Origin of the sequence: Sanguibacter suarezii NBRC 16159, from assembly GCF_001552735.1 — a bacterium.
Lineage (GTDB): Bacteria > Actinomycetota > Actinomycetes > Actinomycetales > Cellulomonadaceae > Sanguibacter > Sanguibacter suarezii.
On record NZ_BCRT01000002.1, the window covers coordinates 16,242 to 39,461 of the forward strand.

General features: G+C 72.3%; 21 protein-coding genes. 9 read left to right on the plus strand and 12 right to left on the minus strand.

The genetic code is table 11. The annotated features are described in order from the left end of the window. The first annotated feature begins 6 nt into the window (after positions 1-6). Positions 7-1,644: a glutamate/gamma-aminobutyrate antiporter GadC gene (gadC, locus tag SS2_RS01125; RefSeq protein ID WP_083941487.1), complete on the plus strand. Its 1,638-nt coding sequence runs from the start codon at positions 7-9 to the stop codon at positions 1,642-1,644. A gap of 75 nt (positions 1,645-1,719) precedes the next feature. Here the strand turns inward: gadC and SS2_RS01130 are convergent, their stop codons facing one another. The 3 genes from SS2_RS01130 to pdhA all read right to left on the minus strand — a co-directional run bounded on the left by SS2_RS01130 (position 1,720) and on the right by pdhA (position 5,701). After that, positions 1,720-3,315, minus strand: a complete 1,596-nt coding sequence (locus SS2_RS01130; protein WP_066460552.1) for a dihydrolipoamide acetyltransferase family protein — start codon at positions 3,313-3,315, stop codon at positions 1,720-1,722. A gap of 158 nt (positions 3,316-3,473) precedes the next feature. Continuing rightward, positions 3,474-4,556 (minus strand): alpha-ketoacid dehydrogenase subunit beta, encoded by a 1,083-nt coding sequence (locus SS2_RS01135; protein WP_066460554.1) that lies wholly within the window; start codon positions 4,554-4,556, stop codon positions 3,474-3,476. Next, a complete protein-coding gene (gene pdhA / locus SS2_RS01140; RefSeq protein ID WP_066460577.1) occupies positions 4,553-5,701 on the minus strand; it encodes a pyruvate dehydrogenase (acetyl-transferring) E1 component subunit alpha in 1,149 nt (382 codons plus the stop codon). Before pdhA ends, SS2_RS01135 begins: the two co-directional genes overlap by 4 nt. 333 nt (positions 5,702-6,034) lie before the next feature. On the opposite strand from pdhA, the gene SS2_RS01145 reads away from it, so the two are divergent. Genes SS2_RS01145 through SS2_RS01155 form a run of 3 tightly spaced genes read left to right on the plus strand, consistent with a single transcriptional unit; the run spans position 6,035 to position 9,068 of the window. Further along, positions 6,035-7,414, plus strand: coding sequence for a sensor histidine kinase (locus tag SS2_RS01145; protein WP_083941489.1), 1,380 nt, complete (start codon positions 6,035-6,037; stop codon positions 7,412-7,414). After that, positions 7,402-8,076 carry a response regulator transcription factor gene (locus tag SS2_RS01150; protein WP_066460556.1) on the plus strand — a complete coding sequence of 225 codons (675 nt, stop codon included), beginning with the start codon at positions 7,402-7,404 and terminating at the stop codon, positions 8,074-8,076. The genes SS2_RS01145 and SS2_RS01150 overlap by 13 nt, the downstream gene beginning before the upstream one ends. After that, positions 8,073-9,068, plus strand: a complete 996-nt coding sequence (locus SS2_RS01155; RefSeq protein WP_066460558.1) for a DUF4097 family beta strand repeat-containing protein — start codon at positions 8,073-8,075, stop codon at positions 9,066-9,068. The genes SS2_RS01150 and SS2_RS01155 overlap by 4 nt, the downstream gene beginning before the upstream one ends. A 46-nt stretch (positions 9,069-9,114) precedes the next feature. On the opposite strand, the gene SS2_RS01160 is transcribed toward SS2_RS01155, so the two are convergent. After that, entirely contained in the window at positions 9,115-9,495 is a 381-nt protein-coding gene (locus SS2_RS01160) for a VOC family protein (protein WP_066460559.1), read from the minus strand. A gap of 90 nt (positions 9,496-9,585) precedes the next feature. After that, the gene (locus SS2_RS17670) at positions 9,586-10,155 is read right to left on the minus strand and encodes a DUF805 domain-containing protein (RefSeq protein WP_066460560.1); all 570 of its coding nucleotides are present in this window, start codon (positions 10,153-10,155) and stop codon (positions 9,586-9,588) included. A gap of 266 nt (positions 10,156-10,421) precedes the next feature. Here SS2_RS17670 and SS2_RS18215 point away from each other — a divergent pair, with 266 nt between their 5' ends. Further along, on the plus strand, positions 10,422-12,041 hold the full coding sequence (locus SS2_RS18215) for an LLM class flavin-dependent oxidoreductase (protein WP_066460561.1): 1,620 nt from the start codon (positions 10,422-10,424) through the stop codon (positions 12,039-12,041). 78 nt (positions 12,042-12,119) lie between these two features. On the opposite strand, the gene hisC is transcribed toward SS2_RS18215, so the two are convergent. After that, entirely contained in the window at positions 12,120-13,232 is a 1,113-nt protein-coding gene (gene hisC / locus SS2_RS01175) for a histidinol-phosphate transaminase (protein ID WP_066460562.1), read from the minus strand. Between the two features lie 50 nt (positions 13,233-13,282). Between hisC and SS2_RS01180 the strand changes: the two genes are divergently transcribed. Continuing rightward, the gene (locus SS2_RS01180; protein WP_066460563.1) at positions 13,283-13,675 is read left to right on the plus strand and encodes a phage holin family protein; all 393 of its coding nucleotides are present in this window, start codon (positions 13,283-13,285) and stop codon (positions 13,673-13,675) included. 57 nt (positions 13,676-13,732) lie between these two features. Here the strand turns inward: SS2_RS01180 and SS2_RS01185 are convergent, their stop codons facing one another. Then, complete coding sequence (locus SS2_RS01185) at positions 13,733-15,328, minus strand: hypothetical protein (RefSeq protein ID WP_066460564.1); 1,596 nt, start codon at positions 15,326-15,328, stop codon at positions 13,733-13,735. Then, positions 15,328-15,564 carry a hypothetical protein gene (locus SS2_RS01190; protein ID WP_066460565.1) on the minus strand — a complete coding sequence of 79 codons (237 nt, stop codon included), beginning with the start codon at positions 15,562-15,564 and terminating at the stop codon, positions 15,328-15,330. Before SS2_RS01190 ends, SS2_RS01185 begins: the two co-directional genes overlap by 1 nt. A 214-nt stretch (positions 15,565-15,778) precedes the next feature. Between SS2_RS01190 and purB the strand changes: the two genes are divergently transcribed. Together purB and SS2_RS01200 are read left to right on the plus strand one after the other, a co-directional pair. After that, positions 15,779-17,257 (plus strand): adenylosuccinate lyase, encoded by a 1,479-nt coding sequence (gene purB, locus SS2_RS01195; protein WP_066460566.1) that lies wholly within the window; start codon positions 15,779-15,781, stop codon positions 17,255-17,257. Next, a complete protein-coding gene (locus tag SS2_RS01200; RefSeq protein ID WP_245643269.1) occupies positions 17,254-18,132 on the plus strand; it encodes a nuclease-related domain-containing protein in 879 nt (292 codons plus the stop codon). The genes purB and SS2_RS01200 overlap by 4 nt, the downstream gene beginning before the upstream one ends. A 33-nt stretch (positions 18,133-18,165) precedes the next feature. Here the strand turns inward: SS2_RS01200 and SS2_RS01205 are convergent, their stop codons facing one another. The 4 genes from SS2_RS01205 to SS2_RS01220 all read right to left on the minus strand — a co-directional run bounded on the left by SS2_RS01205 (position 18,166) and on the right by SS2_RS01220 (position 22,090). Continuing rightward, a complete protein-coding gene (locus SS2_RS01205; RefSeq protein WP_157607144.1) occupies positions 18,166-19,110 on the minus strand; it encodes a GNAT family N-acetyltransferase in 945 nt (314 codons plus the stop codon). 38 nt (positions 19,111-19,148) lie between these two features. After that, complete coding sequence (locus SS2_RS01210; RefSeq protein WP_245643271.1) at positions 19,149-19,688, minus strand: GNAT family N-acetyltransferase; 540 nt, start codon at positions 19,686-19,688, stop codon at positions 19,149-19,151. Positions 19,689-19,795: 107 nt separating this feature from the next. Continuing rightward, positions 19,796-20,719: a Ppx/GppA phosphatase family protein gene (locus SS2_RS01215; RefSeq protein ID WP_066460568.1), complete on the minus strand. Its 924-nt coding sequence runs from the start codon at positions 20,717-20,719 to the stop codon at positions 19,796-19,798. Positions 20,720-20,764: 45 nt separating this feature from the next. Next, positions 20,765-22,090, minus strand: coding sequence for a glutamyl-tRNA reductase (locus tag SS2_RS01220; protein WP_169796239.1), 1,326 nt, complete (start codon positions 22,088-22,090; stop codon positions 20,765-20,767). Between the two features lie 55 nt (positions 22,091-22,145). Between SS2_RS01220 and hemE the strand changes: the two genes are divergently transcribed. Next, complete coding sequence (gene hemE / locus SS2_RS01225; protein WP_066460570.1) at positions 22,146-23,213, plus strand: uroporphyrinogen decarboxylase; 1,068 nt, start codon at positions 22,146-22,148, stop codon at positions 23,211-23,213. Positions 23,214-23,220 lie beyond the last annotated feature (7 nt).

Consider the following 23,220-nt stretch of genomic DNA (forward strand, 5'->3'; position numbering starts at 1 on the left):
GCAACGATGTCAACGAACTCACAGGGCGGCCCATCACGAGCGAGCAGCCCGCGATCTGGATCCGTCACCCGAGCAGATGGAACTCAGGCACCCAGTGGTACCCCTGTCCCCCCGCATCCATACGGCAAAGACCCAAACCACACAGGTCCCGCGATCGGAGCACCCGCCGCGTCTGCCACGGCGTTCCTGTCGGTCTTTCAGCTCGCAATGCTTACGGTCGTCACCGTCGCATCATTGCGTTCCCTGCCCGCGATGGGCACCTACGGCCTCGGGTCCATCACCCTCTTCGTCATCCCGGCGATCGTTTTCCTCGTGCCGACCGCGCTCGTCGCCGCAGAGCTCGCCACCGGGTGGAAGGGCGGTGTCTACACCTGGGTCAGGGAAGCCTTCGGCAACCGGCTCGGTTTCGCAGCCATCTGGCTCCAGTGGATCCAGAACGTCGTCTGGTACCCGACACAAATTGCTTTCATCGCTGCCAGCCTGTCGTTCGCCATCGGCAACCAAGGGCTCGCTGACAACGGGCTCTACACGGCAGTGGTCATTCTTGTCCTCTACTGGGGATCGACGCTCATCACGCTCAGGGGCGGCAACCTCTTCGCCAAGGTCGGTTCATGGAGCGGTGTCCTGGGAACCCTGTTCCCCGCCATCCTGCTGATCGTGCTCGGTGCGATCTGGCTCGCGACCGGGGAGAAGTCAGAGACGTCTCTCGAGGCCTCCGCCGTCATCCCCCCGTGGACAGGGATCGCCTCCATCGTCCTCGTCGTCTCCAACGTCCTCGCCTATGCCGGGATGGAGGTCAACGCAGTCCACGCGAACGACCTGAAGAACCCGGGCAAGAGCTTCCCCCGGTCGATCGCCATCGCCACGGTCCTCATCCTCGTCGTCTTCATCCTTCCCACGATCGCCATGGCAGTCGCAGTCCCCAAGAAGGAGCTAGGGCTGACCAACGGCATCAACCTCGCCTTCGAGGTCTTCTTCGACAAGTGGGATCTGCCTTGGGCGCTCACTGCGATCTCAGCGCTCATCGCCCTGGGCGCCTTCGCATCGGTCGTCACGTGGATCGCCGGTCCGTCACGAGGGCTGCTCGCGGCCGCTCGGACAGGCCTGCTGCCACCTGCCCTCCAGAAGCGCAATGCTGCGGGCGTCCAGGTGGGGATCCTCGGAGTCCAGGGGATCGTGGTGTCGGTCCTCGCACTGATGTTCATCGTCATCCCGAACATCAACACGGCCTTCATCGCCCTCATCGACATGGCCGCCGCGCTCTACCTGATCATGTACATGATGATGTTCGCCGCAGCCATCCGCCTCCGAAGCTCCAAGCCGGACGTGGTGCGGACCTACCGGACACCCGCGATGCGATTTGTCGCGGGACTGGGATTCGTCGCGTGCGCCGTGGCTTTCATCCTCGCCTTCGTCCCACCTGAGGGGTTCACGGGCCTACCTTCGGGTGCCTACCCCTTCGTGGTGGCCGCAGTGGTCATCGTCCTCGGCGGACCACCGCTCCTCTTCTACGCCATGCGTAAGCCGGACTGGGATCAGAGGACCCCTGACGAGAAGGACTCTCCGGAGAACGTGCTGGTCAACCCACCCTCGAAGACCAGCCCAGCATCACCCCCGACGCCCCCTGGCCCAGATCGTCATTGACCCTGTGTACACACCGCGGCACTGACCGTCCCTGGGTCGGTGCCGCGGTGAGCACCGCTACAGACGGTGAGCGGGTCAGCTCCAGACGAGGGCCTGGGAGGGCTCCTCCAGGACGGCGGCGACGTCGGACAGCAGGCGGGAGCCGAGGGCGCCGTCGACCAGGCGGTGGTCGAAGCTCAGCGCGAGCTGGGTGACGAAGCGCTTCTTGATCTTGCCCTTGTGCACCCACGGCTGCTCACGGATCGCGCCGAAGGCCAGGATCGCGGCCTCGCCAGGGTTGAGGATCGGGGTGCCGGTGTCGATCCCGAAGACGCCGACGTTGGTGATGGTGATCGTCCCGTCAGCCATGTCCGCCGGGCTCGTGCGGCCTGCCCGCGCGGTCGCGGTGAGGTCGGCGATGCCCTGGGCCAGGCCCTTGAGGCCGAGGCGGTGGGCGTCCTTGATGTTGGGCACCACGAGACCGCGCGGGGTCGACGCCGCGATCCCGAGGTTGACGTAGTGCTTGTAGACGATCTCCTGGGCGGTCTCGTCCCAGCTGGCGTTGATCTCCGGGTGACGGTTCACCGCGAGCAGCAGCGCCTTGGCCGTGATGAGCAGCGGCGTCACGCGGACGTCGGAGAACTCACGGTCCTCGCGCAGGCGGGTGACCAGACGCATGGTCTTGGTGACGTCGACCGTGTGGAAGACCGTGACGTGCGGGGCTGTGAAGGCGCTCGCGACCATGGCTTCCGCGGTGCGCTTGCGCACGCTCTTGACCGGCACGCGGGTCTGGCGTCCGTCGGAGGACACCTGACCGGTGGCCAGCCACGGCGCGTCGTCGTCGACGTAGGTGGCGAGGTTCCGGGGCTGCGCCTGCGCGCTGTAGGCGAGGACGTCTTCCCGGGTCACGATCCCTCCCGGGCCGGTCGCGTGGACGCTGGAGAGGTCGACTCCCATGTCCCGGGCGAGCTTGCGGACGGGGGGCTTGGCGCGGACGGCGAGGGTCCCCGGGCGCGGGGCGACCTGCGTGACGGACTGCACCGGGTGCGCGAGCGCGGGCACGACCGAGGCGGGGCGCCCGGCGGGCGCGGCCGGTGCGGTCAGCCCGGCAGCGGCCACAGCGGGAGGGATCGGTGCGGAGACGGCAGGCGCCGGAGCCCCCTGCTGCCGGACGGCGTCCGGCCGGGCCGGCGCAGCAGGCACAGCGGGCGCGGCTGAGGCGACGGGCGCAGCAGACGCCGCCGGCTCGCTCGCCCGGCGGGCGCGGCGGGTGGTCCCGGCGGTCGCGACGCCGTAGCCGACGAGCACCGCGCCGCTCTCCCCCTCGGCCGCCTCGCTCGACGACCCGCCCTGAACCCCTGCCACGTCCGACGCCGCAGCGACAGGCGCACCAGCAGCAGCCGCAGCACCGGCGGAGCCGGAGTCCGCGGGTCCAGCGGTGCCGGTGGGGTCGGTGTCGATGACGATGATCGGCTGCCCCACCTCCACGGTCGTCCCCTCGACGGTGAGGATCTCGGCGACCACCCCGGTGAACGGGGACGGCAGCTCGACGAGAGACTTCGCGGTCTCGATCTCGACGATCGTCTGGTTGACCGTGACCGGGTCACCCACGGCCACGTGCCAGGTGACGATGTCCGCCTCGGTGAGGCCTTCGCCGGCGTCCGGCATGGTGAAGCGCTCAAAGGTGGGCATGGGGCTCCTTCGGCAGTGCAGGTAGGTGAAGCGCGGTGCTGAGCCCCTCGCGGGGCCGGTCTGTCAGGTCAAGTGTCGTCGATCCCGGCTGGGACCCTCGACGGTGCGGCGCGGACGCCGGCGATCAGGTCAGGCGGCCCGGCAGGGCCGTGACCTGGTCAGAATGCCAGCGAACGGTCCACGGCGTCGAGCACGCGGTCCAGGCCAGGCAGGTACTCGTGCTCGATCTTGGCCACGGGGTAGGGGGTGTGGAAGCCGCCCACGCGCAGGACCGGTGCCTCGAGGTCGTAGAAGCAGGCCTCGGTGACGGCGGCGGCGATCTCCGCGCCGGAGCCGAGGAAGGTCGGCGCCTCGTGGACCACGACGCAGCGGTGGGTCTTGCGCACCGAGGCGATGACCGTCTCGGTGTCGATCGGGGAGATCGAGCGCAGGTCGACGACCTCGATGCTCGTCCCCTCCGAGGCAGCGGCCTCGGCGACCTTGAGCGCGGTCGCCACGGTGGGCCCGTAGGCCACCAGCGTGAGGTCGGTGCCCGGGCGGGCGACGACGGCCGTGTTGAGGGTCGAGAAGCTGTTCGGGTCAGCGGCCGGGGCTGCGGCATCCCGGGCTCCTGCGGCGTAGGGACCGGCACTGAGGTCCACCGCGCCCTTCTCCCAGTAGCGGCCCTTGGGCTCGAAGAAGAGCACCGGGTCGGGGCTCGCGATGGCCTCCTGGATCATCGTGAAGGCGTCCTGGGCCGAGCCGGGCGAGACGACGCGCAGCCCGGGGGTGTGGGCGAAGAGCACCTCGGGGCTCTCGGAGTGGTGCTCGACCGCCCCGATCCCACCGCCGTAGGGCACGCGGATGACCACGGGCAGCGTGAGGCGCCCGCGCGAGCGGTAGTGCATCTTGGCCAGCTGGGTGGTGATCTGGTCGAAGCCCGGGAAGATGAAGCCGTCGAACTGGATCTCGCAGACCGGCCGGTAGCCGCGCAGCGCGAGGCCGATCGCGGTCCCGATGATCCCCGACTCTGCGAGCGGGGTGTCCACGACGCGGTCCTCGCCGAACTCGGCCTGCAGCGCGTCGGTGACGCGGAAGACGCCGCCGAGCGGGCCGATGTCCTCCCCCATGAGCAGGACCTTCGGGTCGGCGGCCAGGGCCGCGCGCAGGCCGGCGTTGATCGCCTTGGCGAAGGGCAGCGTCGTCGGGCCAGCGGGCGCGGTGGGTGCGGCGGTGGCGGACGAGGTGGGTGCGGCGGTCATCGGTGGCCTCCCTGGGTCTCGGCGAAGGACGCCTCGTAGTCGGCGAACCAGGCGCTCTCGCGGGTCACGAGGGAGTGGTCGGTCGCGTAGACATGGTCGAACATGGACGACGCCGCAGGCCGGCCCAGTCCCTTGACGTAGGTCCGCACGCGCTCGCCGAGGGCGGCTGCCTCGGCGTCGAGCTCAGCCTGCGCGGCGTCGTCCCACAGGCCCTCCGCGACGAGGTAGGCGCGCATCCGGTCGATCGGGTCGCGGTCGCGCCAGTGCTGCTCCTCCTCGGCGGTGCGGTAGCGGGTGGGGTCGTCAGAGGTGGTGTGCGCACCCATCCGGTAGGTGACAGCCTCGATGAAGGTCGGGCCGCCGCCGGTGCGGGCCCGCTCGAGGGCCTCCTGGGTCGCGGCGTAGACGGCGAGCACGTCGTTGCCGTCCACCCGGATGCTCGGTACCCCGAAGCCGGCGCCGCGGCGGTAGATCGGCACGCGCGACTGCTTGGCGGTGGGCACCGAGATGGCCCACTGGTTGTTCTGGCAGAACAGCACGACCGGGGCGTTGTTGACGGCCGCGAAGCCGAGGGCCTCGCTCACGTCCCCCTGGGAGGTGGCGCCGTCGCCGAAGTAGGCGACGACGGCGGTGTCGGTGGCCGGGTCACCGGTCCCGACGAGCCCGTCGCGCTGGACGCCCATGGCGTAGCCGGTGGCGTGCAGCGCGTGCGAGCCGATGACCAACGTGTACAGGTGGAAATTGTGGGCCTGCGAGTCCCAGCCGCCGTGGTCGATGCCGCGGAAGAGCTGCAGCACGTGAGGCAGGTCGACGCCGCGGGTGTAGGCCACGCCGTGCTCGCGGTAGGAGGGGAAGACCATGTCCTGGGGCGCCATCGCGCGACCGGAACCGATCTGGGCGGCCTCCTGCCCGAGCAGCGGGGCGTACAGGGCGAGCTCGCCCTGGCGCTGCAGGCTTGTCGCCTCGGTGTCGAAGGCGCGGACCAGGACCATGTCCCGCAGCAGGCCGCGCAGGGCGTCGGCGTCGAGGTCGGCGACGCGGGCCCGGTAGGGCGCGTTGCGCGCGTCGGCGACGCGGCTGCCGTCGGGGGCGAGGAGCTGCAGAGGGGTGTCCTCGTCGACCTGGGGCCCCTCGGTCGACTGCATCACTTCGGTCACGCGTTCTCCTCTGGTCGCGGCGCCCGGTGGAGCGCCCTGCGTAGAGATGAGACGACACCCGATCACCGGGCGGCGTCAACCTACGTTTGCGTAGGCTACGCCAGCGTAACCTACGGCTCCGTAGGTCAAAAGCCCCGCACCCGCGCAACGCCGCCATCTCCGGCCCCAGGCCTCTGTCAGATGAGACGACCCCAGCCAAACATATCGGACATCGGCAGTGACTCGGCAGGTGTCAGTGCAGGTGGGGGTGGGTTAGCCCTACCGTGAAGACGTGGGTCGGCGGGCTGGGGAGCGTGCCGCGCGGTCCCCTACGGTTGCGGCATGGACATCTCCGCCCCGCAGACCGGCGTGCTCGACCGGACCGCCTGGCACCCCCGCTCCGGCGGCCGGGTGGCCACGGTCGCCCCGGCCCTGACCGACCGACGAGCGCTGCTCACCGCCCCCGTCGCCCCCGCCACCTGGCGGGCGGTGTCGCAGGCGACCATCGGCTTCCCGGTCCTGCTCGCCGCGGGGATCCTCACGCTCGTCCTCGTCCCGCTGTCCGTGGGGCTCATCCCGGTCTTCGGCGTCGGCGTCCCGCTGCTGCTCCTCACGCTGGCCGGCGCACGCTGGTTCGCCGGCGTGGAGCGCGCCCGTCTGCGCGCCCAGCTCGACGTGGTCATCGCCCCCGGTGCCCGCCACCAGGCGCCGAGCCTGCGCAGCTGGGCGGGGCTGCGCGCAGCCCTCACCGAACCGGTCGGCTGGGCGTCGCTCGCCTACTCCGCCGCAGCACTCGGCCTGGTCTGCGTCCAGGTCTGCGTCGCGTGGGGGCTGGGCCTCGCGCTCGCACTGATCGCCGCGCCCTTCGTCGTGTGGGACTCCACCCCGACCCGATGGCAGCTAGCCCTGCTCGCGCTGGGCGTGGCCGGCCCGTGGCTGTGGGCCGTCGCCTGCCAGGGCCTGGCCCTGACGCAGACGCGCCTCGCCGGCGCCCTGCTCAGCCGGTCGAGCCTGGACGCCGACCTCGCCCGCGCCGAGGCGGCCACCGCCGCCGCCCGCGCCGACGCCGAGCGCGCCGAACAGCGCGCCGAGCACCTCGACGCGACCCGCACCCGGGCCGTCGGCGCGGCCGACGACGACCGCCGGCGCATCGAGCGCGACCTGCACGACGGCGCCCAGCAGCGTCTGGTCGCCCTCGGGGTCAACCTCGGCGCCGCCAAGCGCGCCGCCGCCACCGACCCCGCCGCTGCCACCGCGGCCCTCGATCACGCCCACCACGAGATCAAGGAGACCCTCGCCGAGCTGCGCGACCTCGTCCGCGGCATCCACCCGGCCGTCCTCACCGACCGCGGCCTCGACGCCGCTCTCTCCGCGATCGCCGCCCGCCACCCGGTCCCGGTCACGGTCGAGGTGCCCGACGCCGCAGCCCTCGGGGCCACCAGCCCCGGCGCCCAGGCCGCCGCGTACTTCGTGGCGGCGGAGGCGCTGACCAACTCCGCCCGGCACGCCGGGGCCACCCACGCAGTGGTCCGCGCCGAGGTCGACGCCGGTCGGCTGCTCCTCACTGTGGCCGACGACGGCCGCGGCGGCGCGCTCGCCTCCCCCGGCGGCGGGCTCGCCGGGCTGCGCAGCCGCGTCGAGGCCCTCGACGGGACCTTCCACCTCGACAGCCCTGCCGGTCGCGGCACCCGCATCACCGTGGAGGTCCCGTGCGCATCGTGATCACCGAGGACTCCGTCCTCCTCCTCGACGGCCTCACCCGCCTGCTCGTGGCCGAGGGGCACACGGTCACCGGCCACCGCACGGCCGACGAGCTCGTCGCCGCCTTCGCCCACCTCACCCCGGACGAGCTGCCTGACGTCCTGGTCACCGACGTCCGGATGCCGCCCACGCACACCGACGAGGGCCTGCGGGCCGCCGTCCACCTGCGCAGCCTGCACCCCCGGCTGCCGGTGCTCGTGCTGTCCCAGTACGTCGAGCAGCGCTACGCCTCCGAGCTCTTCGCCGGAGACGTGCGCGCCCTCGGCTACGTCCTCAAGGACCGCGTGGCGGACGTCGACGACTTCCTCGACGCCCTGGGCCGGGTCGCCGCCGGCGGCACCGTGATCGACCCTGAGGTGGTCTCCCAGCTCCTCGCCCGCACCCGCGGTACCCAGCTGGACCGGCTGACGCCCCGCGAGCACGAGGTGCTCGCGCTCATGGCCGAGGGCCGCTCGAACGGTGCGATCGCCGAGCAGCTGTTCATCGGCACCGCCGCCGTCGAGAAGCACGTCACCTCGATCTTGACCAAGCTCGACCTGCCACCCGACTCCGACGACCACCGCCGCGTGCTCGCCGTCCTGCGCTGGCTCGAGCACACCCCCACCCAAGGAGACCGCTCGTGAGCGCCCTGGACGTCCACCCCTCCCCCGCCCAGCCCGCCCCCGGCGAGCCGACGCCGCCGCTCCCCACCGCGCGCGCACCACGCGGCCCGCGCTCTCGCGCCCTGCTGTGGGCCGGCGTCGGGCTCGGTGCGCTGGCCATCGCGCAGGTCACCTACCAGGGAGTGGACTGGCTGTCCGCGACCACCTCGGTGTCCACGCAGGTCTACGCGAGCGCGCCGGTCGTCGAGCTGATCGCGGACGGCGACGTGACGGTCACCGGCACGAGCACGGACGCCGTGACGGTCGAGCGGAGGTCCCGCACCGGGCTCCAGGAGACGCGCTACACGGCCAGCGAGGCCGCGGACCTGGTGCGGGTCGAGCACACCTGCCCCCGGGTGTGGAGCAACGGCGTCTGCCAGGCGAAGCTCGCGGTCGAGCTGCCCCGTGGCACCACGGTCGTGGTCCGCTCCGCCGCCGGAGCCGTGCGCGCCGAGGGCGTGGTGGGCGACGTGGACCTGCGGACCTGGGACGGTGGCGTGACGGTGCTGCAGGCCGGAGGGTCGGTCGAGGCGCGGTCAGCCAGCGGGTCCATCGACGTCGACGGCGCAGGCGGGGAGGTCGTGGCGATCACCGGCGACGGCAGCGTCACGGTGCGCGCTGCCGGTGGCGCGGTCACGGCGACGTCGTCCAGCGGACGCGTGCTGGTCGACGGCGCCGGCGGGGACGTGAGCGCGCTCACCGGAGACGGCGCCGTGGAGGTCCGGACCGTGACCGGGTCGGCTGTGGCCAAGTCCTCGGCCGGCGGGGTGCGCGTGGGCGGGGTCACCGGGGACGTCTCGGCGATCTCCGGCGACGGGGAGGTCGTGGTGCGGGGCACCGGGACGCCCGTCGCCCTGCAGATCAGCACCGGCGACGGACGCTCCACGGTCGAGGCCCCCACGGACCCGGCGGCCTCCAGGACGGTGACGATCCGCTCGAGCAGCGGGGACGTGTCCTACCTCGGCGCGGAGTAGGTCGGGGGCTCTGACGGCGTCCTTGACATGTGGGGCGTCAGGGACCTCAGGGATGCTCCGCACGGTCGGAGTCGCTGCGCAGCACGCAGAACTCGTTCCCCTCGGGGTCGGCCAGGACGACCCACCCGGAGCCGTCGGGATTGCGGTAGTCGGAGACGTGCGTCGCGCCGATCCCGGTGAGCCGGGCGACCTCCTCCTCGCGCGAGGTCTCCGGGCGCAGGCACAGGTGGATCCGGTTCTTGATCGTCTTGGGCTCGGGGACCTGGTTGAAGTAGAGCACCGGCCCCTCGGGCAGCAGCACCTCGGTCTCCGCGTCACCCGGAGCGCACCCGGGGTCCACGGGCTGTCCGGTCACCCTGCTCCAGAACTGCGCCAAGCCATAGGCGTCCGCGCAGTCGATCGCCACGTTCTGCACCACTGAGACCATGTGCGGCCGGCCTTCCATGCTCGATGGGACGGTGGGCTGCGCCACCGCCAGCCACGGCTACCGGTGGCTGGCGGTGGCGTCAGCGCGGCGTCAGTACTTGGGGCCCTCGGGGGTGTCGTTCTGCTCCGGGGAGAAGGCGGAGTAGGGGTTCTGGCGCTGACCGGTCTCACCGGTGGGCTGGGTCGGGTATGCCTGCCCGGTGGCCCCGTAGCCCTGGTCAGCCGGGGCGTCGTAGCTCGGAGCTCCGTAGCCCTGGGGGGCGCTGTAGCTCTGGGGCGCGCTGTAGCCGCCGTAGCCCTGGTCAGCCTCGTAGCCCTGCGGGTAGCCCGACGCCGCGCCGGACCCGATCTGGTAGTTGCCGTAGGCGGGCAGCTGGGACCCGGGAGGGAACGGGCTGCCCGTGGCAGCCTCGAGCGCCCGGCGGGTGAGCTCGAGCTCGCGCTCGACCGGCCACGGCCGCAGCGCGAAGATGCAGAGCATGACCAGGTTGACGATGGGCACGAACATGATGAACACCCACGGCCACGGGTACCCGGAGCGAGCCACGATCTTGGCGTAGATGAACACCCCGAAGGCGATCACGGCGAGGTAGACGGCGATGATGATGGGAACGAGGACGAACGATCCGTCCTCGGACGCTGCGAGCAGTTCTGGCTGCATGGGGACTCCTGAGGTCTGGGCGCCACCTGACGAGAGAGATGAACGTCAGGCGGTTCGCCCCACAAGATATCGGATCCAGCCCTTTGGGCGGGTCGGGCGAGAACATCCGGACTGCCGCCGGACGCACCGGCGGACCTCGTGGCCCGCAGGACGGCCGATACCTGATTGAATGTTCAATGAGATAGGCCCGCGTCCGCCCTCCCTACGCCTACCCCGTCCCGCTCCCTCGCCCTGCCCCGCACTCGCCAGCAAGGAACACTGCACTCATGACTGACTACGGCCACGACCTGCTCTTCGGCACGTTCCTCACGCCTGCGGCGGCCCAGCCGCAGGCCGCAGTCGCGCTCGCCCAGGTCTCCGAGCAGGCCGGGCTGGACCTCGCCACCTTCCAGGACCATCCCTACCAGCCGGCGTTCCTGGACTCCTGGACCCTGCTGTCCTATGTCGCAGCCAGCACCGAGCGGATCCGGCTCAGCCTCAACGTCGCCAACCTGCCCCTGCGCCAGCCCGCGGTCCTGGCTCGCTCGGCGGCCAGCCTCGACCTGCTCACCGGTGGGCGGGTCGAGCTCGGCCTCGGCTCGGGGGCGTTCTGGGACGCCATCGAGGCCATGGGCGCGGCGCGGCTGACACCCGGGCAGGGCGTGCAGGCCCTCACCGAGGCGATCACCATCATCCGCGGCATCTGGGCCGCCGACGACCGCAGCGCCCTGCGGGTGGCCGGCGACTTCCACCGCGTCGACGGCGCCAAGCGCGGCCCCGCCCCGGCCCACGACATCGGCATCTGGCTCGGCGCCTACAAGCCCCGGATGCTCGCCCTCACCGGCCGCACCGCCGACGGCTGGCTGCCGTCCATGGGCTACCTCAAGCCCGGCGACCTCACGCGAGGCAACGCCGCGATCGACGCCGCCGCCACCGACGCTGGCCGCTCCCCGGCAGCCGTGCGGCGCCTGCTCAACATCAACGGCTCCTTCGCCGCGCGCTCCGGCGGGCCGCTGCAGGGGCCGGTCAGCCAGTGGGTCGACGAGCTCACCGCGATGGTGCTGACCGAGGGGATGAGCGCCTTCATCCTGGGCACCGACGACCCTGCCGACATCCAGCGCTTCGGCGAGGAGGTTGCCCCCGCGGTCCGTGAGGCCGTGGCCACCGAACGCGAGGCCGCCCTCCAGCGCGCCGCAGCCCCGTCGACGATCGACGTCGCAGACGTCGCAGCAGTCGCCCCTGCGGGCGAGCCGCACGCCGCGAGCGCGTCACCCGCTGCCGCAGCCGCAGCAGCCTCCCGCCTGGGCCTGTCCCCCACGCCCGACGACGGCCGCCGCCTGAGCAGCCAGCGTCCCTTCGACGAGGCGACCCGCCCGCACTACACCCCGCCCACCCCGGACGTGACCTACACCGACCAGGGACGCGCCGTCGGGCAGCACCTCATCGATGTGCACGACGCGCTGCGCGCGGAGCTGGACACGCTGCTGGACGTCGTCGGGCAGGTGGTGGCCGGGGTGCGCAGCGTGGGCAGCGCGCGCTCGGAGATCAACAAGATGACCATGCGGCAGAACAGCTGGACGCTGGGCGCCTACTGCGCGGCGTACTGCACCACCGTGACCGGGCACCACAGCCTTGAGGACACCGCGATCTTCCCGCACCTGGCATCCTCAGACGAGGCCCTCGAGCCGGTCATCGACCGGCTCACCGCCGAGCACCACACCATCCACGAGGTGCTCGAGGGCGTAGACAAGGCGCTCATCGCCCTGGCGGCCGACCCGTCACGCATCGACGAGGTCCAGGAGGCCGTCCACGTGCTGGCCGACACCCTGCTCTCGCACCTGTCCTACGAGGAGATCGAGCTCGTCGAGCCGCTCGCCCGGCTCGGGTTCTACCCGGGACAGGTGTAACGCTCGCGTCAGCTGACCCGCCCGGCGCCTGCTGTCCTGCCCAGCGCCACTCGTCCTGGTCAGCGCCGGTCGTCCTGGTCAGCGCCAGCCGGCGGCGATCTTGACGAACAGGTCGGTCGCCTCCGGCTCGCCGACGCTCACCCGCATGCCCTCACCGGCGAAGGGACGCACGATGACCCCGGCTGCGGTCGCCTCAGCGGCACGTGCCGCGGTCCGCGCGCCGAGCTCCAACCAGAGGAAGTTCGCCTGGGCGTCGGGGACGTCCCAGCCCTGCTCGCGCAGTGCGGCGGCCATCCGCGCACGCTCGGCGACGATCGTCTCGACCCGCGCGAGCAGCTCGGTCTTGGCGCGCAGCGAGGCGACCGCGGCCCGCTGAGCGATGTGGGAGACGCCGAAGGGCGTGGTCGCGGACCGGATCCCGGCGGCCAGGCGCGGCCGGGCGACGGCGTACCCCACCCGCAGGCCCGCCAGGCCGTAGGCCTTGGAGAAGGTCCGCAGCACGACGACGTTGGGGTGGTCGGCGAGCGCGGCCAGGCCGTCGACGGGGTCATCCATGCGGACGAACTCCAGGTAGGCCTCGTCCACGATGACCAGCACGTCCGTGGGGACCTGGGCGAGGAACTCCTCGAGGGCGGTGTGCGTGATCGCCGAACCGGTCGGGTTGTTGGGGGTGCACACCATGACCACCCGGGTGCGGTCGGTGACAGCCGCCGCCATCGCGGGCAGGTCGAGCCCGCCCGCTGCCGCCAACGGGACCGGCACCGACGTGCCACCGGCCACGGACACCACGATCGGGTAGGCCTCGAAGGACCGCCACGGGTAGACCACCTCGTCACCGGCGTCGACGACGGCCTCGAGGATGTGGGCCAGGACGGCGACCGACCCATTCCCCACCACGACCTGCTCCGGGGTGATGGGTCCGTCAGCCGCGAGCGCCTCGAGGCTCAGCCCCGCGGTCAGGTCCGCAGCGAGGGCCTCGGTCAGCTCGGTCGCGAACATGTCCGGGTAGCGGTTCACGTCCGACGCCGCGTCGATGATCGCGGCCTGGACCGAAGGCAGCGGTGGGAAGTGGTTCTCGTTGGAGGACAGCTTGAACGCCGCCGCACCGACGGGCACGCGGGCACCGGGGACGTAGGCGGGCAGGGCGCTGATGGCGGGGCGGAGGGGGACGCGAGGAGTCACGTACCTCATACTCCCACCTCCTGCCCACCCTCGGCAGGCATCAGTGGCAGGATCACTCCATGAGCTTCGTGATCCGAGTCATCGTCAATGCCGTGGCCATCTGGCTGACCACGCTGCTGCTGGGCAGCCACTTCGAGGTCGTCGGAGGTGAGGGCACCGGAGGGCGCATCGTCGTCTTCGCGGTGGTGGCCCTGATCTTCGGGGTGATCAACGCCTTCGTCAAGCCGATCGTCCAGCTCTTGTCGCTGCCGCTCTACATCATCACCCTGGGCTTGTTCACCCTCGTGGTGAACGCCCTGATGATCCTGCTGACCGCATGGATCACCGAGGCTGCGGACTGGGGGCTGCGGGTCAACGGCTTCTGGTGGGCGGTCCTGGCGGCCCTGCTCATCTCCTTCTTCTCCATGATCATCTCGGTCATCGTGCCCGGTGGGCGCAAGCAGTCCCGCTGACTCGCACGCGGCGCGCCTGACCTGCGCGCAGCCCCGCCGGGCCCGCGGCGAGGATGCTCACCTGTCCCCGACGATCGCGACTGCGGCGTCATACCGCCGGGTCATCTCCGCCCAGTCCGGCGACCCGTCCGCCGCGGTGGGCGGCGCCGGCACGGTCAGGGCCGGTGGCGGCGGCGGCGCAGGCAGGCAGACCGGTGGTGGGACCGGCGTCGGGCCGGGCGAGAAGCGCGTGATGACCACCTCCGTGGGCGGAAGGCTCACCTGCCGGCCGGCGTCCGGGACGCCGGCGCCGAGCATGACCGCCGTCGGTGCCGCGAGCACCTCGGTCTGCTGCTGCACGGCTGCGGCCACCCCAGGCAGGTCTTGGTCCAGCGCGGACCCCAGGACGGCGGCGTGCGTGTCCAGGGAGTGCGCGCCGGCGCCCGTGGGGCCAGCGCCGAAGGCCCCGGGCAGCTCCGCGTCGATGGTCACCCGTTCCGGGGAGTCCGGGGGCGCAGCTCCCGCCAGGCTCGAGACCACCTCGTCCTGGTTCTGGACGCTGAGCATCGGCACCGGTGTGCTGGGGACGATCGCGGCGACCGGCGAGCCGAAGGTCGCCACGCTGCGCACGTCGTAGCGACGCCGGAAGGTCGGGTCGGCAGCCAAGGACGCCGCGACGGTGCCGCCCTGGCTGTGCCCGTAGATCCCGACCACCCCGCCCACCGGGATGCCTGCCTGCACCATGGCGGACTCGACGAACGCCATGCCGTCAGAGCGTTGCCCCTGCGCCAGGAGGAGGTTGTTCTCGGCGCTGAAAGGGCTGGTGGACCCCACGGTGAGGTCGTCGGTCCCACGGACGAAGACAGCCCAGGTGACGCTGCCGTCACCGTGGGTGACCTGCTGGACCTCGACGGTCTCGTCCGGCAGCGCCGCGATCTGCGCCATCGCCCCCGGCACCGTGGTGACCGGAGCACCCGAGGTCCGGCTCTCGGTGAGGTGGCCCGGCCGCAGGTCCCTCGCCGTGCCCGGGCGCGCTCCGGGCAGGTGCTGCCTGGTCATCGGGACCGTCCACGCGCCGTAACCCGCGGCGCCGAGACGCAGCAGCCCGGCCGCATCCGCGGTCTGGGGCGGACGCAGGAAGTTGCGCCCCAGGTTGTACTTGCCGAGCCCCGCCCCGAAGCCCGCCACGAGCCGTTCCCGAGCGGACCCGCCGGTGGCGCTGAGCGCGCCGAACAGCGCCGTGCGCCCCACCATCACCGGGTTGAGGTCCCAGCCGTCGACCGTGCGCGCGGTGGCCCACAGCCCGTCGAGCAGGCCCTGCTCGGCGGCGTCGAGCACCTGTGCCGCGCTGCGGGTGCTCTGGTCGAGGCTGTGGAGCAGGCTCACCTGGGCGGCCAGCGCGGCGTCGAGCAGGTGGGCGGCCTCGATGGCGCTGCGCAGGTGGACGCCGCGGACCGGGTCACGCGCGGGCGAGGGGTCCAGGCAGTGCTGGGCGTAGGCCGTCTGGGTGGCCGCGGCCAGGACGGCGCAGCGACGGCGGGCGTCGTCGAGGTGGGTGGCGGCTGCCGCGACCAGGGCCGCTGACGTAGCGATGTCGGCTGTGTTCGCGGCCTGGCCGCCGGCGCCACCGGTGACGGTGATGCGGATGGGCGGCTGGGGCGGGTCCTGGCTCATCACAAGGCCCGGGTCACCGCTGTGCGCACGCTCGCCACGGTCAGGCTTATCGCGGCGATGCGCCGCTGGGCGTCGGCGAGCTGCCCGCGGAACAGGTCCGCCGAGACCGACACCCAGTGCGCGGTCGACGCCGCGGCGAGGGTCGCGTCGGCGTCGGTCAGGTCGGTGTCGATGTGGGCGAGCACCGCCCGCAGCGGTGCCAGGTCGAGGGAGGCGAGGTCACGAGAGAGGGTCATGCCCGCGACGCTAGGCCGGTGCCAGGGAGAGGCGCCGGCCCGGGGAGCACGGGTGTGGGCGCGGCTCACCAGCAGCGCCCTGTGGGCGCCGGTCCGCGGCCCGATCACCTACGTCCACCGCTCAGCAGACCCCCGTTCGACGGCCGTCCACGACCCCTGCGCCGCCCTGCGGACACCCCTCCGCTGACCGGCACGGTCATGGAAGAATGACGCCATGCCCAACAGCTCCGCGCCCTCGCCCGCATCCCTCGAGTCCCCCCGCGTCGCCCTGGCGGACGTCACCCCGCCCATCGCCCTGGGGCCGCTCGACGGACGCTACCGCGCGACCATCGCACCGCTCGTGGACCACCTCTCCGAGGCGGCCCTCAACCGCGAGCGCCTGCACGTGGAGGTCGAGTGGCTCATCGCGCTCACCGACGGCACCCCCGCCGGCCCCATCGTCCCGGGCGCCCCGCGCCTGAGCGACGCCGAGAAGACCTACCTGCGCACCGTCGTCGCCGACTTCGGCGGGGCAGGCATCGCGGAGATGGCCGAGATCGAGCGCGAGACCGTCCACGACGTCAAGGCCGTGGAGTACTTCCTCAAGCGTCGCCTGGCCGCCGCCCCCGGGCTGCTGGGAGAGAACACCGTGCTGCCCAGCGTCGGTGAGCTCGTGCACTTCGCCTGCACCAGCGAGGACGTCAACAACCTGTCGTACGCGCTCATGGTGCGTGGCGCCGTCGTCCAGGTCTGGCTGCCCGCCGCCCAGGCCCTCGTCGACCAGATCGCCGACCTGGCCCGCGAGCACGCCGCCGTGCCGATGCTCAGCCGCACCCACGGCCAGCCGGCCACCCCGACCACCGTCGGCAAGGAGCTTGCCGTGCTCGCGCACCGCCTGCGCCGCCAGGTCCGCCGGGTCGAGGGCGCGGAGTACCTCGGCAAGCTCAACGGCGCCACGGGCACCTACGGCGCGCACGTCGCCGCCGTCCCCGGGACTGACTGGCCGGCCGTCTCCAAGGCCTTCGTCGAGGGCCTGGGTCTGACGTGGAACCCGCTGACCACGCAGATCGAGAGCCACGACTGGCAGTCCGAGCTGTACGCGGACATCGCGCGGTTCAACCGCATCCTGCACAACCTCGCCACGGACGTGTGGACCTACATCTCGCTCGGCTTCTTCAAGCAGATCCCGGTGCCTGGTGCGACCGGCTCCTCGACCATGCCGCACAAGGTCAACCCGATCCGCTTCGAGAACGCCGAGGCCAACCTCGAGATCTCCTGCGCGCTGCTGGACACCCTCTCCGCGACCCTGGTCACCAGCCGCATGCAGCGTGACCTCACCGACTCCACCACCCAGCGCAACATCGGCCCGGCCTTCGGCCACTCGCTGCTCGCGATCGACAACGTGCGCCGCGGCCTCAAGGCCCTCGCGGTCAACACCGACCTGCTGGCCGAGGACCTCGACGCCAACTGGGAGGTGCTCGGCGAGGCCATCCAGTCCGCCATGCGCGCCGCCTCCGTCGCCGGCGTGGCCGGCATGGAGAACCCCTACGAGCGTCTCAAGGAGCTCACCCGCGGGCACCGGATCAACGGGGACGACCTGCGCACCTTCGTCGCCGGCCTCGGCCTGCCCGACGACGTCGCGGCGCGCCTGGCAGCCATGTCACCCGGGTCCTACGTGGGCCTGGCCGAGCAGCTGGTCGCCGACTACCTGTGACCGAGGCTCCCCAGCCGCCGGTGGCGGCAGCAGATGCCGCCGCCGCTGCCGACGCCGGGCGCGCGGTGGCCTCGCTGACCGCCCACGTCCCCGGGCAGTCCGTCATGGTCGAGGCGCTCGCGGCGCAGCAGTCCGCGCCCGAGCGTGGCTGGTGGGCGCGGGTGACCGGACGGTCGCCGCTCACCGAGGAGGCCCGCCCGTGGTACCTGGGGGCCGTCGGGGAGATCCGCGTCGCCCGGCTGCTGGCCCGGCTGGGTCCGGAGTGGACCGTGCTGCACGCGGTGCCGGTCGGGGCGGGGACCTCGGACATCGACCACGTGCTGGTCGGGCCCGCCGGGGTGGTGACGGTCAACACCAAGAACCACGGGCTGCAGAAGGTGTGGGTCGCCGGCAAGGCCTTCCTCGTCGCCGGGCAGAAGCAGCCGTACATCCGCAACTCTGAGCACGAGGCCGCACGGGCCGCGAAGCTGCTGACCGCCGCGGTAGGCCGCCCGGTCACCGCGTCGGCGATGATCGTCGTCGTCGACCCCAAGCAGATGGTGGTGCGGGAGAAGCCCGCCTCGGTCGTGGTCGTGTCCTCCGACGGGATGCTGCGCGCGCTGCGGAACCAGGCCAGGCGCGGTCCCGTGCTCCCGGCCGCGGACCTCGAGGCGCTGCGCGCGGCGGCCATCGAGCCGCGCACCTGGCACCGTTCCCCGCAGCCCGCCATCGACACTGCTGAGCTGCAGGGACGCTTCGACCGCCTGCACCGCACCGTCGTCCAGGCCCGACGACGCCGCGCGGCCTGGCGCTTCGCCGGCCTGCTGGCCGTGATCACCCTGGCCTGCACCGCCTACCTGGCGATCACCTCGGGACTGCTCGACGCGATCACCTGAGGCCGCGCGCGAAGCTGTCGCGACGGATGAGCCCTACTGCGCATGGACGATCCGCGCGCGCGTGAGGGAGAAGCCGGCCCGTTCGAATGCGGCCCGCATCGGCGTGTTGGCCGCGTCGGTCGTGCCGACGATGCGCGCCTGCGCGTCGCCGTGGTGGACATGGACCATCTCCGCGAGCAGGTCGTGCACGTAGCCGAGGCCCCGGTGCTCGGGGAGGACGCCGAGGTAGCTGATGCTCGCGTCGTAGGCGGTCCGCGTCGGGACGATGAACCCGACTGGTGTTTCGTCCTGCAGCTCGGCCGCGCGCCAGGCCTCCCGCTCCCCAGGGAGGGAGAGATAGAAGGCGAGGTCGTCGTCGGCGAGGGCATCGACACCTTCGCGGTCGACCATGTCGAGCGTGTGCGCGTCGAGGCTGCCTGCCGCGACGCGGGCGAACAGCTCGCGGAACGCCTCGTCCGACGCCGCGCCGAAGCGCAGGCGCGTCGAGCGCTCCGGCCAGGGATCGGCGTCCGATCGCGCGAAGCTGACTCGTTCTGTCCTGCGCGTGAACCCACCCGCTCGGGCGGCCGCGTCGCGCCAACGGACGGCCGCGACTGCTGCGGGGTCATCGTTCCAGCGAGGGGGGACGTCGACGTTGAACTCGAGGGCTGCGGCCGACCCGAAGGCGTCGCGCCCGGCACGAATCAGGGCGGCTCCGACGTTCTCGGCAGCACCGGTGGCGCCAGACGTGAGAAGGCAGTCCAGGGTGGAGGGTCGGTCGGCGGTCGGCGTCCCCCACCACAGGGCCCGCCCCACCGCGCGGCCGCCCTCCTCCGCGATCCACGACCACTCCGGCCGGTAGCTTCGTGTGGACAGCTCCGCAGCGAAGCGCGACGCATCAACCCACGCCACGGGGCCGTCGCTCCGCCATGCGCTCAGGGCGGGCAGATCATCGGGTCCTGCTCGTCGGATCGTCAGGGAAGCGCTCGCGTCAGTCATCGCCCCCAGCGTGACGCAGGGGAGGCCGTGCCGCCAGGTTAATTGGCGGCAGATCCCCGCAGGTCAGGCGGGTCCGTCCGGTCTACGGCGGGCGCCGTCGCGGACAGGTCGATCCAGTAGCGCCGTGTCTGGCCGAGCACCGTCTCCCGCACGTCCTCGAGAACGCCGCCGTTGCGTTCGATCGTCCGGGCCGAGGGGATGTTCCCCTCCTGGCAGGTCAGGAGCACCCGGGTCAGGCCCAGCTGGCGGGCGCGGGGCAGGACAGCCCCTAGCGCCCACGTCGCGACCCCGCGGCCACGTGCCGAGGGACGGACGCTGTAGCCGATGTTCCCCGCTGCCTCGAGCATCAACGGGGTGAGCTCGTGGCGCACGTCGATCACCCCGAGATAGTTCCCGTGCTCGACCATCCACCACCGGGTCGCGTGCACCTGTCCGGGCTCGACCACGGTTGTGGGGTCTGCCTGTCGGGTGAGGCGGTCGACCCACGCGGCGAAGCCCGCGCTCGTCTCCACATCGTCCTCAGGGCGCAGGCCCGACCCGTCCTGGTGCCCGCCCGGCCACTCGTCGCGAGCCTGCAACCAGGACGTATGGAGGGCGACGGTGGGCGCGACAAGGTCGATCTTGCGGCGACGCTACCAGGGCCGCTGCCCAGGCCCGCCAGCCGCGGCGCGGACGGGTGAGACCGTCAGAGGTGGTCGAGGTGGCGCAAGAGGACTCCCTCGCGCAGCGCCCAGGGGCAGACCTCGACCTCGTCGACGTCGAGGGCCTTCATCGTGGCGCCGGCGACGACGCCGCCGGCGACGATCTGGTGCGTGCGCTCGGCCGTGATGCCGGGCAGCGCCACCCGCTGCTCGGCCGGGATCTGAGCCAGCCGGGCCACCCACCCCTTGAGGTCCGTGCGGCGCAGCCGCCACCGGTCGTCCGGGCCCACCGCGTCCACCTCGTTGCCGGCCAGGCGGGCCAACGAGCGGAAGGTCTTCGACGTCGCCACGACGTGATCAGCGCGGGGGTAGCCCGCAAATGCCTCGCGCACTGCCGCCAGCTCCTCCCGCACGACGGCGCGCAGCGCGGACATCTCCTCCGGGTGCGGCGGGTCGTGGCGCAGGTGCGCCCGGGTGAGCCGGCCCGCTCCGAGCGGGAGGGACAGGGCGATCTCCGGCTCCTCGTCGCTGCCGGCCGTGACCTCGAGGGAGCCGCCGCCGATGTCCAGCACGCACAGCCGCCCGGCGCCCCAGCCGTACCAGCGACGGACCGCGAGGAAGGTCAGGCGGGCCTCGTCCTCCCCGGAGAGCACCCGCAGCGGCGCGCCGATCCGTTCCTGGAGCGTCTCGAGCACCTGAGGTCCGTTGGGCGCCTCGCGCACGGCGGACGTCGCGATCGCCAGGATCTCGTCCACGTGATGGGAGCGGGCCGCGGCGACGGCGCTGGTCACCGCGTCGGTCAGGGCCGCGACGCCCTCGGGGACGATGACGCCGTCGTCGTCGAGGTAGCGCATGAGCCGCACGATGGACCGCTGGGAGGCGGCGGGCACCGGGCGCGCGCCACGGACCGCGTCCACCACGATGAGGTGGACGGTGTTGGACCCGATGTCGATCACGCCTAGTCGCACGCCGAGAACCTTAGCCCCCGGTGCGCACAGCCCTGACCCGGGTGGTCAGCGCAGCGACCCGGCCAGGGTGAGATCGACCTCGATCTCGTCGAGCGGGGTGCCGGCCCTGGTGGCCTCACGGATCCGGGCGATCGCCCGGTGCAGCAGCGTCGCGCCCAGGCGGCGCAAGGACTTCTCGTGCGCCGCGGCGTCGGCGGCGGAGCTGAAGGACCCGGCGGTACGCACCACCTCGGCCTCCACCTCGGCGAGGATGCGCTCGCGCAGGGAGACGACGATGCGGTCGGCGGCGCGGACCGCCTCGAGGTCGACGTAGTCGACCGCGGCCTGGGCGACGATGGCCCGGGCCATCTGGACCGGCTCCGAGCCGACCGACGGCACGTGGGCGCGGATGGTGCCCAGGTCCATGAGGAGCACGTGGTCGATGTCGCCGACCCGCGGGTCGACGTCGCGGTGCAGGGCGAGGTCGAGGATGACGAGGGGGCGGGGTGGCAGGTGCTCCCCCATCCGCTCGGCTGCCCGCTCCCGGGCGGTCAACACGGCAGCGGTGTGCAGGATGTACTCGAGGGAGTCGGCCGGGTCAGTGCCTGCCTCGGTCGTCAGGGGGCGCCGCACGCCGGCTCCGCTGCACGAGACCACGAGGTCGGCGTCGCTCAGCGCCGTCACCAGGTCGGGGGCCGCCCGGACTCCGCGGGTCTGGGCGAAGGCCTCGGCGCGGCCGGAGGCGGAGTAGACCGAGACGTCGGTGCAGCCGCGGGCGCGCAGCGCCGCGACCGAGGCGCCCGCGTAGGCGCCGGTGCCCACGATCACGGCGCGGGTCTGGCGCCAGGGCGGGATCGCGGCCTCGGCCAGGTCCAGGCCCACCGAGACGACCGACCGGCCGTCCGCGCCCAGGTGAGTGAGCTGGCTGACCTTCTTGGACGTGCGCGAGGCACGCTGGAAGAGCCGCTCGAGCTGGGCGCTCGTGGTGCCGGCAGCGTGGGCGGCGTCCAGGGCGCGGCGCACCTGCCCGGCGATCTCCCGCTCGCCGACGACCATCGAGTCCAGCCCGGAGGCGACGGAGAAGAGGTGCTCGGCGACGTCGGGGCCGCTGCGCACGGTGAAGGCGGACCGCGCGGCCTCCACGCTCGCCCCGGACTCGGCGGCGATGAGCCGTGAGACCTCCTCGGAGGCGTGGAGCAGATCGCGCTCGGTCGGCGCGGCATCGGCTGCGACCTCGAGGTACACCTCGAACCGGTTGCACGTCGCGAGCACGACGGCACCGGTGATCATCTCGCAGGCCTGCACGGCTGAAGAGCCCATCGAGCGCGCGCCGGAGGACAGCTGCTCGAGCGCTTCGAGGTCCAGCTCGTGGTGGCTTGCGGTCAACGACATGAGAACCATAGCGATTCGATTTAAACATTGTTGGTTCCAAAGGCAGAATCGAGGTGTGAACCTTCCTACCGCGCACCCCCTCGTCGACGGCCGCACCACAAATGCACCTCTGATCCGCGCATTTCGAGGTGAGCGCCCTGACATCACGCCGATCTGGTTTATGCGCCAGGCTGGACGTTCCCTGCCGGAGTACCTCAAAGTGCGCGAGGGGATCGGCATGCTCGAGTCCTGCCTGCGCCCCGATCTTGCGAGCGAGATCACACTCCAGCCGGTCCGCCGGCACGGCGTCGACGCCGGCATCTTCTTCTCCGACATCGTCGTCCCCCTCCTCCTGGCGGGCGTGGACGTGGACATCGTCCCGGGCGTCGGGCCGGTGCTCGGGCAGGCTGTGCGCACCCCCGAGGAGGTGGACCGCCTCGTCTCGCAGACGTTGACGCAGGAGGCGATGGCCCCGATCCGTGAGGCGGTCGCGCTGACCGTCGCCGAGCTCGGGTCGACCCCGCTCATCGGCTTCGCCGGTGCACCGTTCACGCTGGCTGCCTACCTCGTGGAGGGCCGCCCCTCCCGCGACCACCTCGCCGCCCGCACGATGATGCACGCGGACCCGCAGTCCTGGGCCCGGCTCACCGAGTGGGCCGCGGACGTGACCGGGATGTTCCTGCGCGGGCAGGTGCTGGCCGGTGCGAGCGCCACCCAGCTCTTCGACTCCTGGGCCGGGAGCCTGAGCCGCGCCGACTACGTCACGCACGTCGCGCCGTCGTCGCAGCGCGCGTTGTCCCACGTCAAGGACCTGCCGGTGTCGGTGGTGCACTTCGGCACCGGGACCGAGCACCTGCTCACCGCGATGCACGACGTCGGCGCGGACGTCATGGGCGTCGACTACCGGACCCCTCTCGACGAGGCCAACCAGCTGCTTGGCGGTACCGTCCCGCTGCAGGGCAACATCGACCCGGCACTGCTCGCGGCCCCCTGGCCGGTGCTCGAGGCCCACGTCCGCGACGTCGTGGAGCGGGGACGCACCGCTCCCGCCCACGTGGTCAACCTCGGCCACGGGGTGCCTCCGCACACCGATCCCACGGTGCTGACCAAGATCGTCGAGCTGGTCCACTCACTGTCCGCCTGAGGCCGCC

What these genes read in the sequence shown, in the direction of transcription:
- gadC (WP_083941487.1), top strand. Translation starts at nt 7, where the DNA reads ATGTCAACGAACTCACAGGGCGGCCCATCACGAGCGAGCAGCCCGCGA.
- SS2_RS01160 (WP_066460559.1), bottom strand. Translation starts at nt 9,495, where the DNA reads ATGGTCTCAGTGGTGCAGAACGTGGCGATCGACTGCGCGGACGCCTAT.
- SS2_RS01145 (WP_083941489.1), top strand. Translation starts at nt 6,035, where the DNA reads ATGGACATCTCCGCCCCGCAGACCGGCGTGCTCGACCGGACCGCCTGG.
- purB (WP_066460566.1), top strand. Translation starts at nt 15,779, where the DNA reads ATGCCCAACAGCTCCGCGCCCTCGCCCGCATCCCTCGAGTCCCCCCGC.
- SS2_RS18215 (WP_066460561.1), top strand. Translation starts at nt 10,422, where the DNA reads ATGACTGACTACGGCCACGACCTGCTCTTCGGCACGTTCCTCACGCCT.
- SS2_RS01135 (WP_066460554.1), bottom strand. Translation starts at nt 4,556, where the DNA reads ATGACCGCCGCACCCACCTCGTCCGCCACCGCCGCACCCACCGCGCCC.
- SS2_RS01190 (WP_066460565.1), bottom strand. Translation starts at nt 15,564, where the DNA reads ATGACCCTCTCTCGTGACCTCGCCTCCCTCGACCTGGCACCGCTGCGG.
- SS2_RS17670 (WP_066460560.1), bottom strand. Translation starts at nt 10,155, where the DNA reads ATGCAGCCAGAACTGCTCGCAGCGTCCGAGGACGGATCGTTCGTCCTC.
- SS2_RS01205 (WP_157607144.1), bottom strand. Translation starts at nt 19,110, where the DNA reads ATGACTGACGCGAGCGCTTCCCTGACGATCCGACGAGCAGGACCCGAT.
- SS2_RS01130 (WP_066460552.1), bottom strand. Translation starts at nt 3,315, where the DNA reads ATGCCCACCTTTGAGCGCTTCACCATGCCGGACGCCGGCGAAGGCCTC.
- SS2_RS01185 (WP_066460564.1), bottom strand. Translation starts at nt 15,328, where the DNA reads ATGAGCCAGGACCCGCCCCAGCCGCCCATCCGCATCACCGTCACCGGT.
- SS2_RS01180 (WP_066460563.1), top strand. Translation starts at nt 13,283, where the DNA reads ATGAGCTTCGTGATCCGAGTCATCGTCAATGCCGTGGCCATCTGGCTG.
- SS2_RS01220 (WP_169796239.1), bottom strand. Translation starts at nt 22,090, where the DNA reads ATGTCGTTGACCGCAAGCCACCACGAGCTGGACCTCGAAGCGCTCGAG.
- hisC (WP_066460562.1), bottom strand. Translation starts at nt 13,232, where the DNA reads ATGAGGTACGTGACTCCTCGCGTCCCCCTCCGCCCCGCCATCAGCGCC.
- pdhA (WP_066460577.1), bottom strand. Translation starts at nt 5,701, where the DNA reads ATGCAGTCGACCGAGGGGCCCCAGGTCGACGAGGACACCCCTCTGCAG.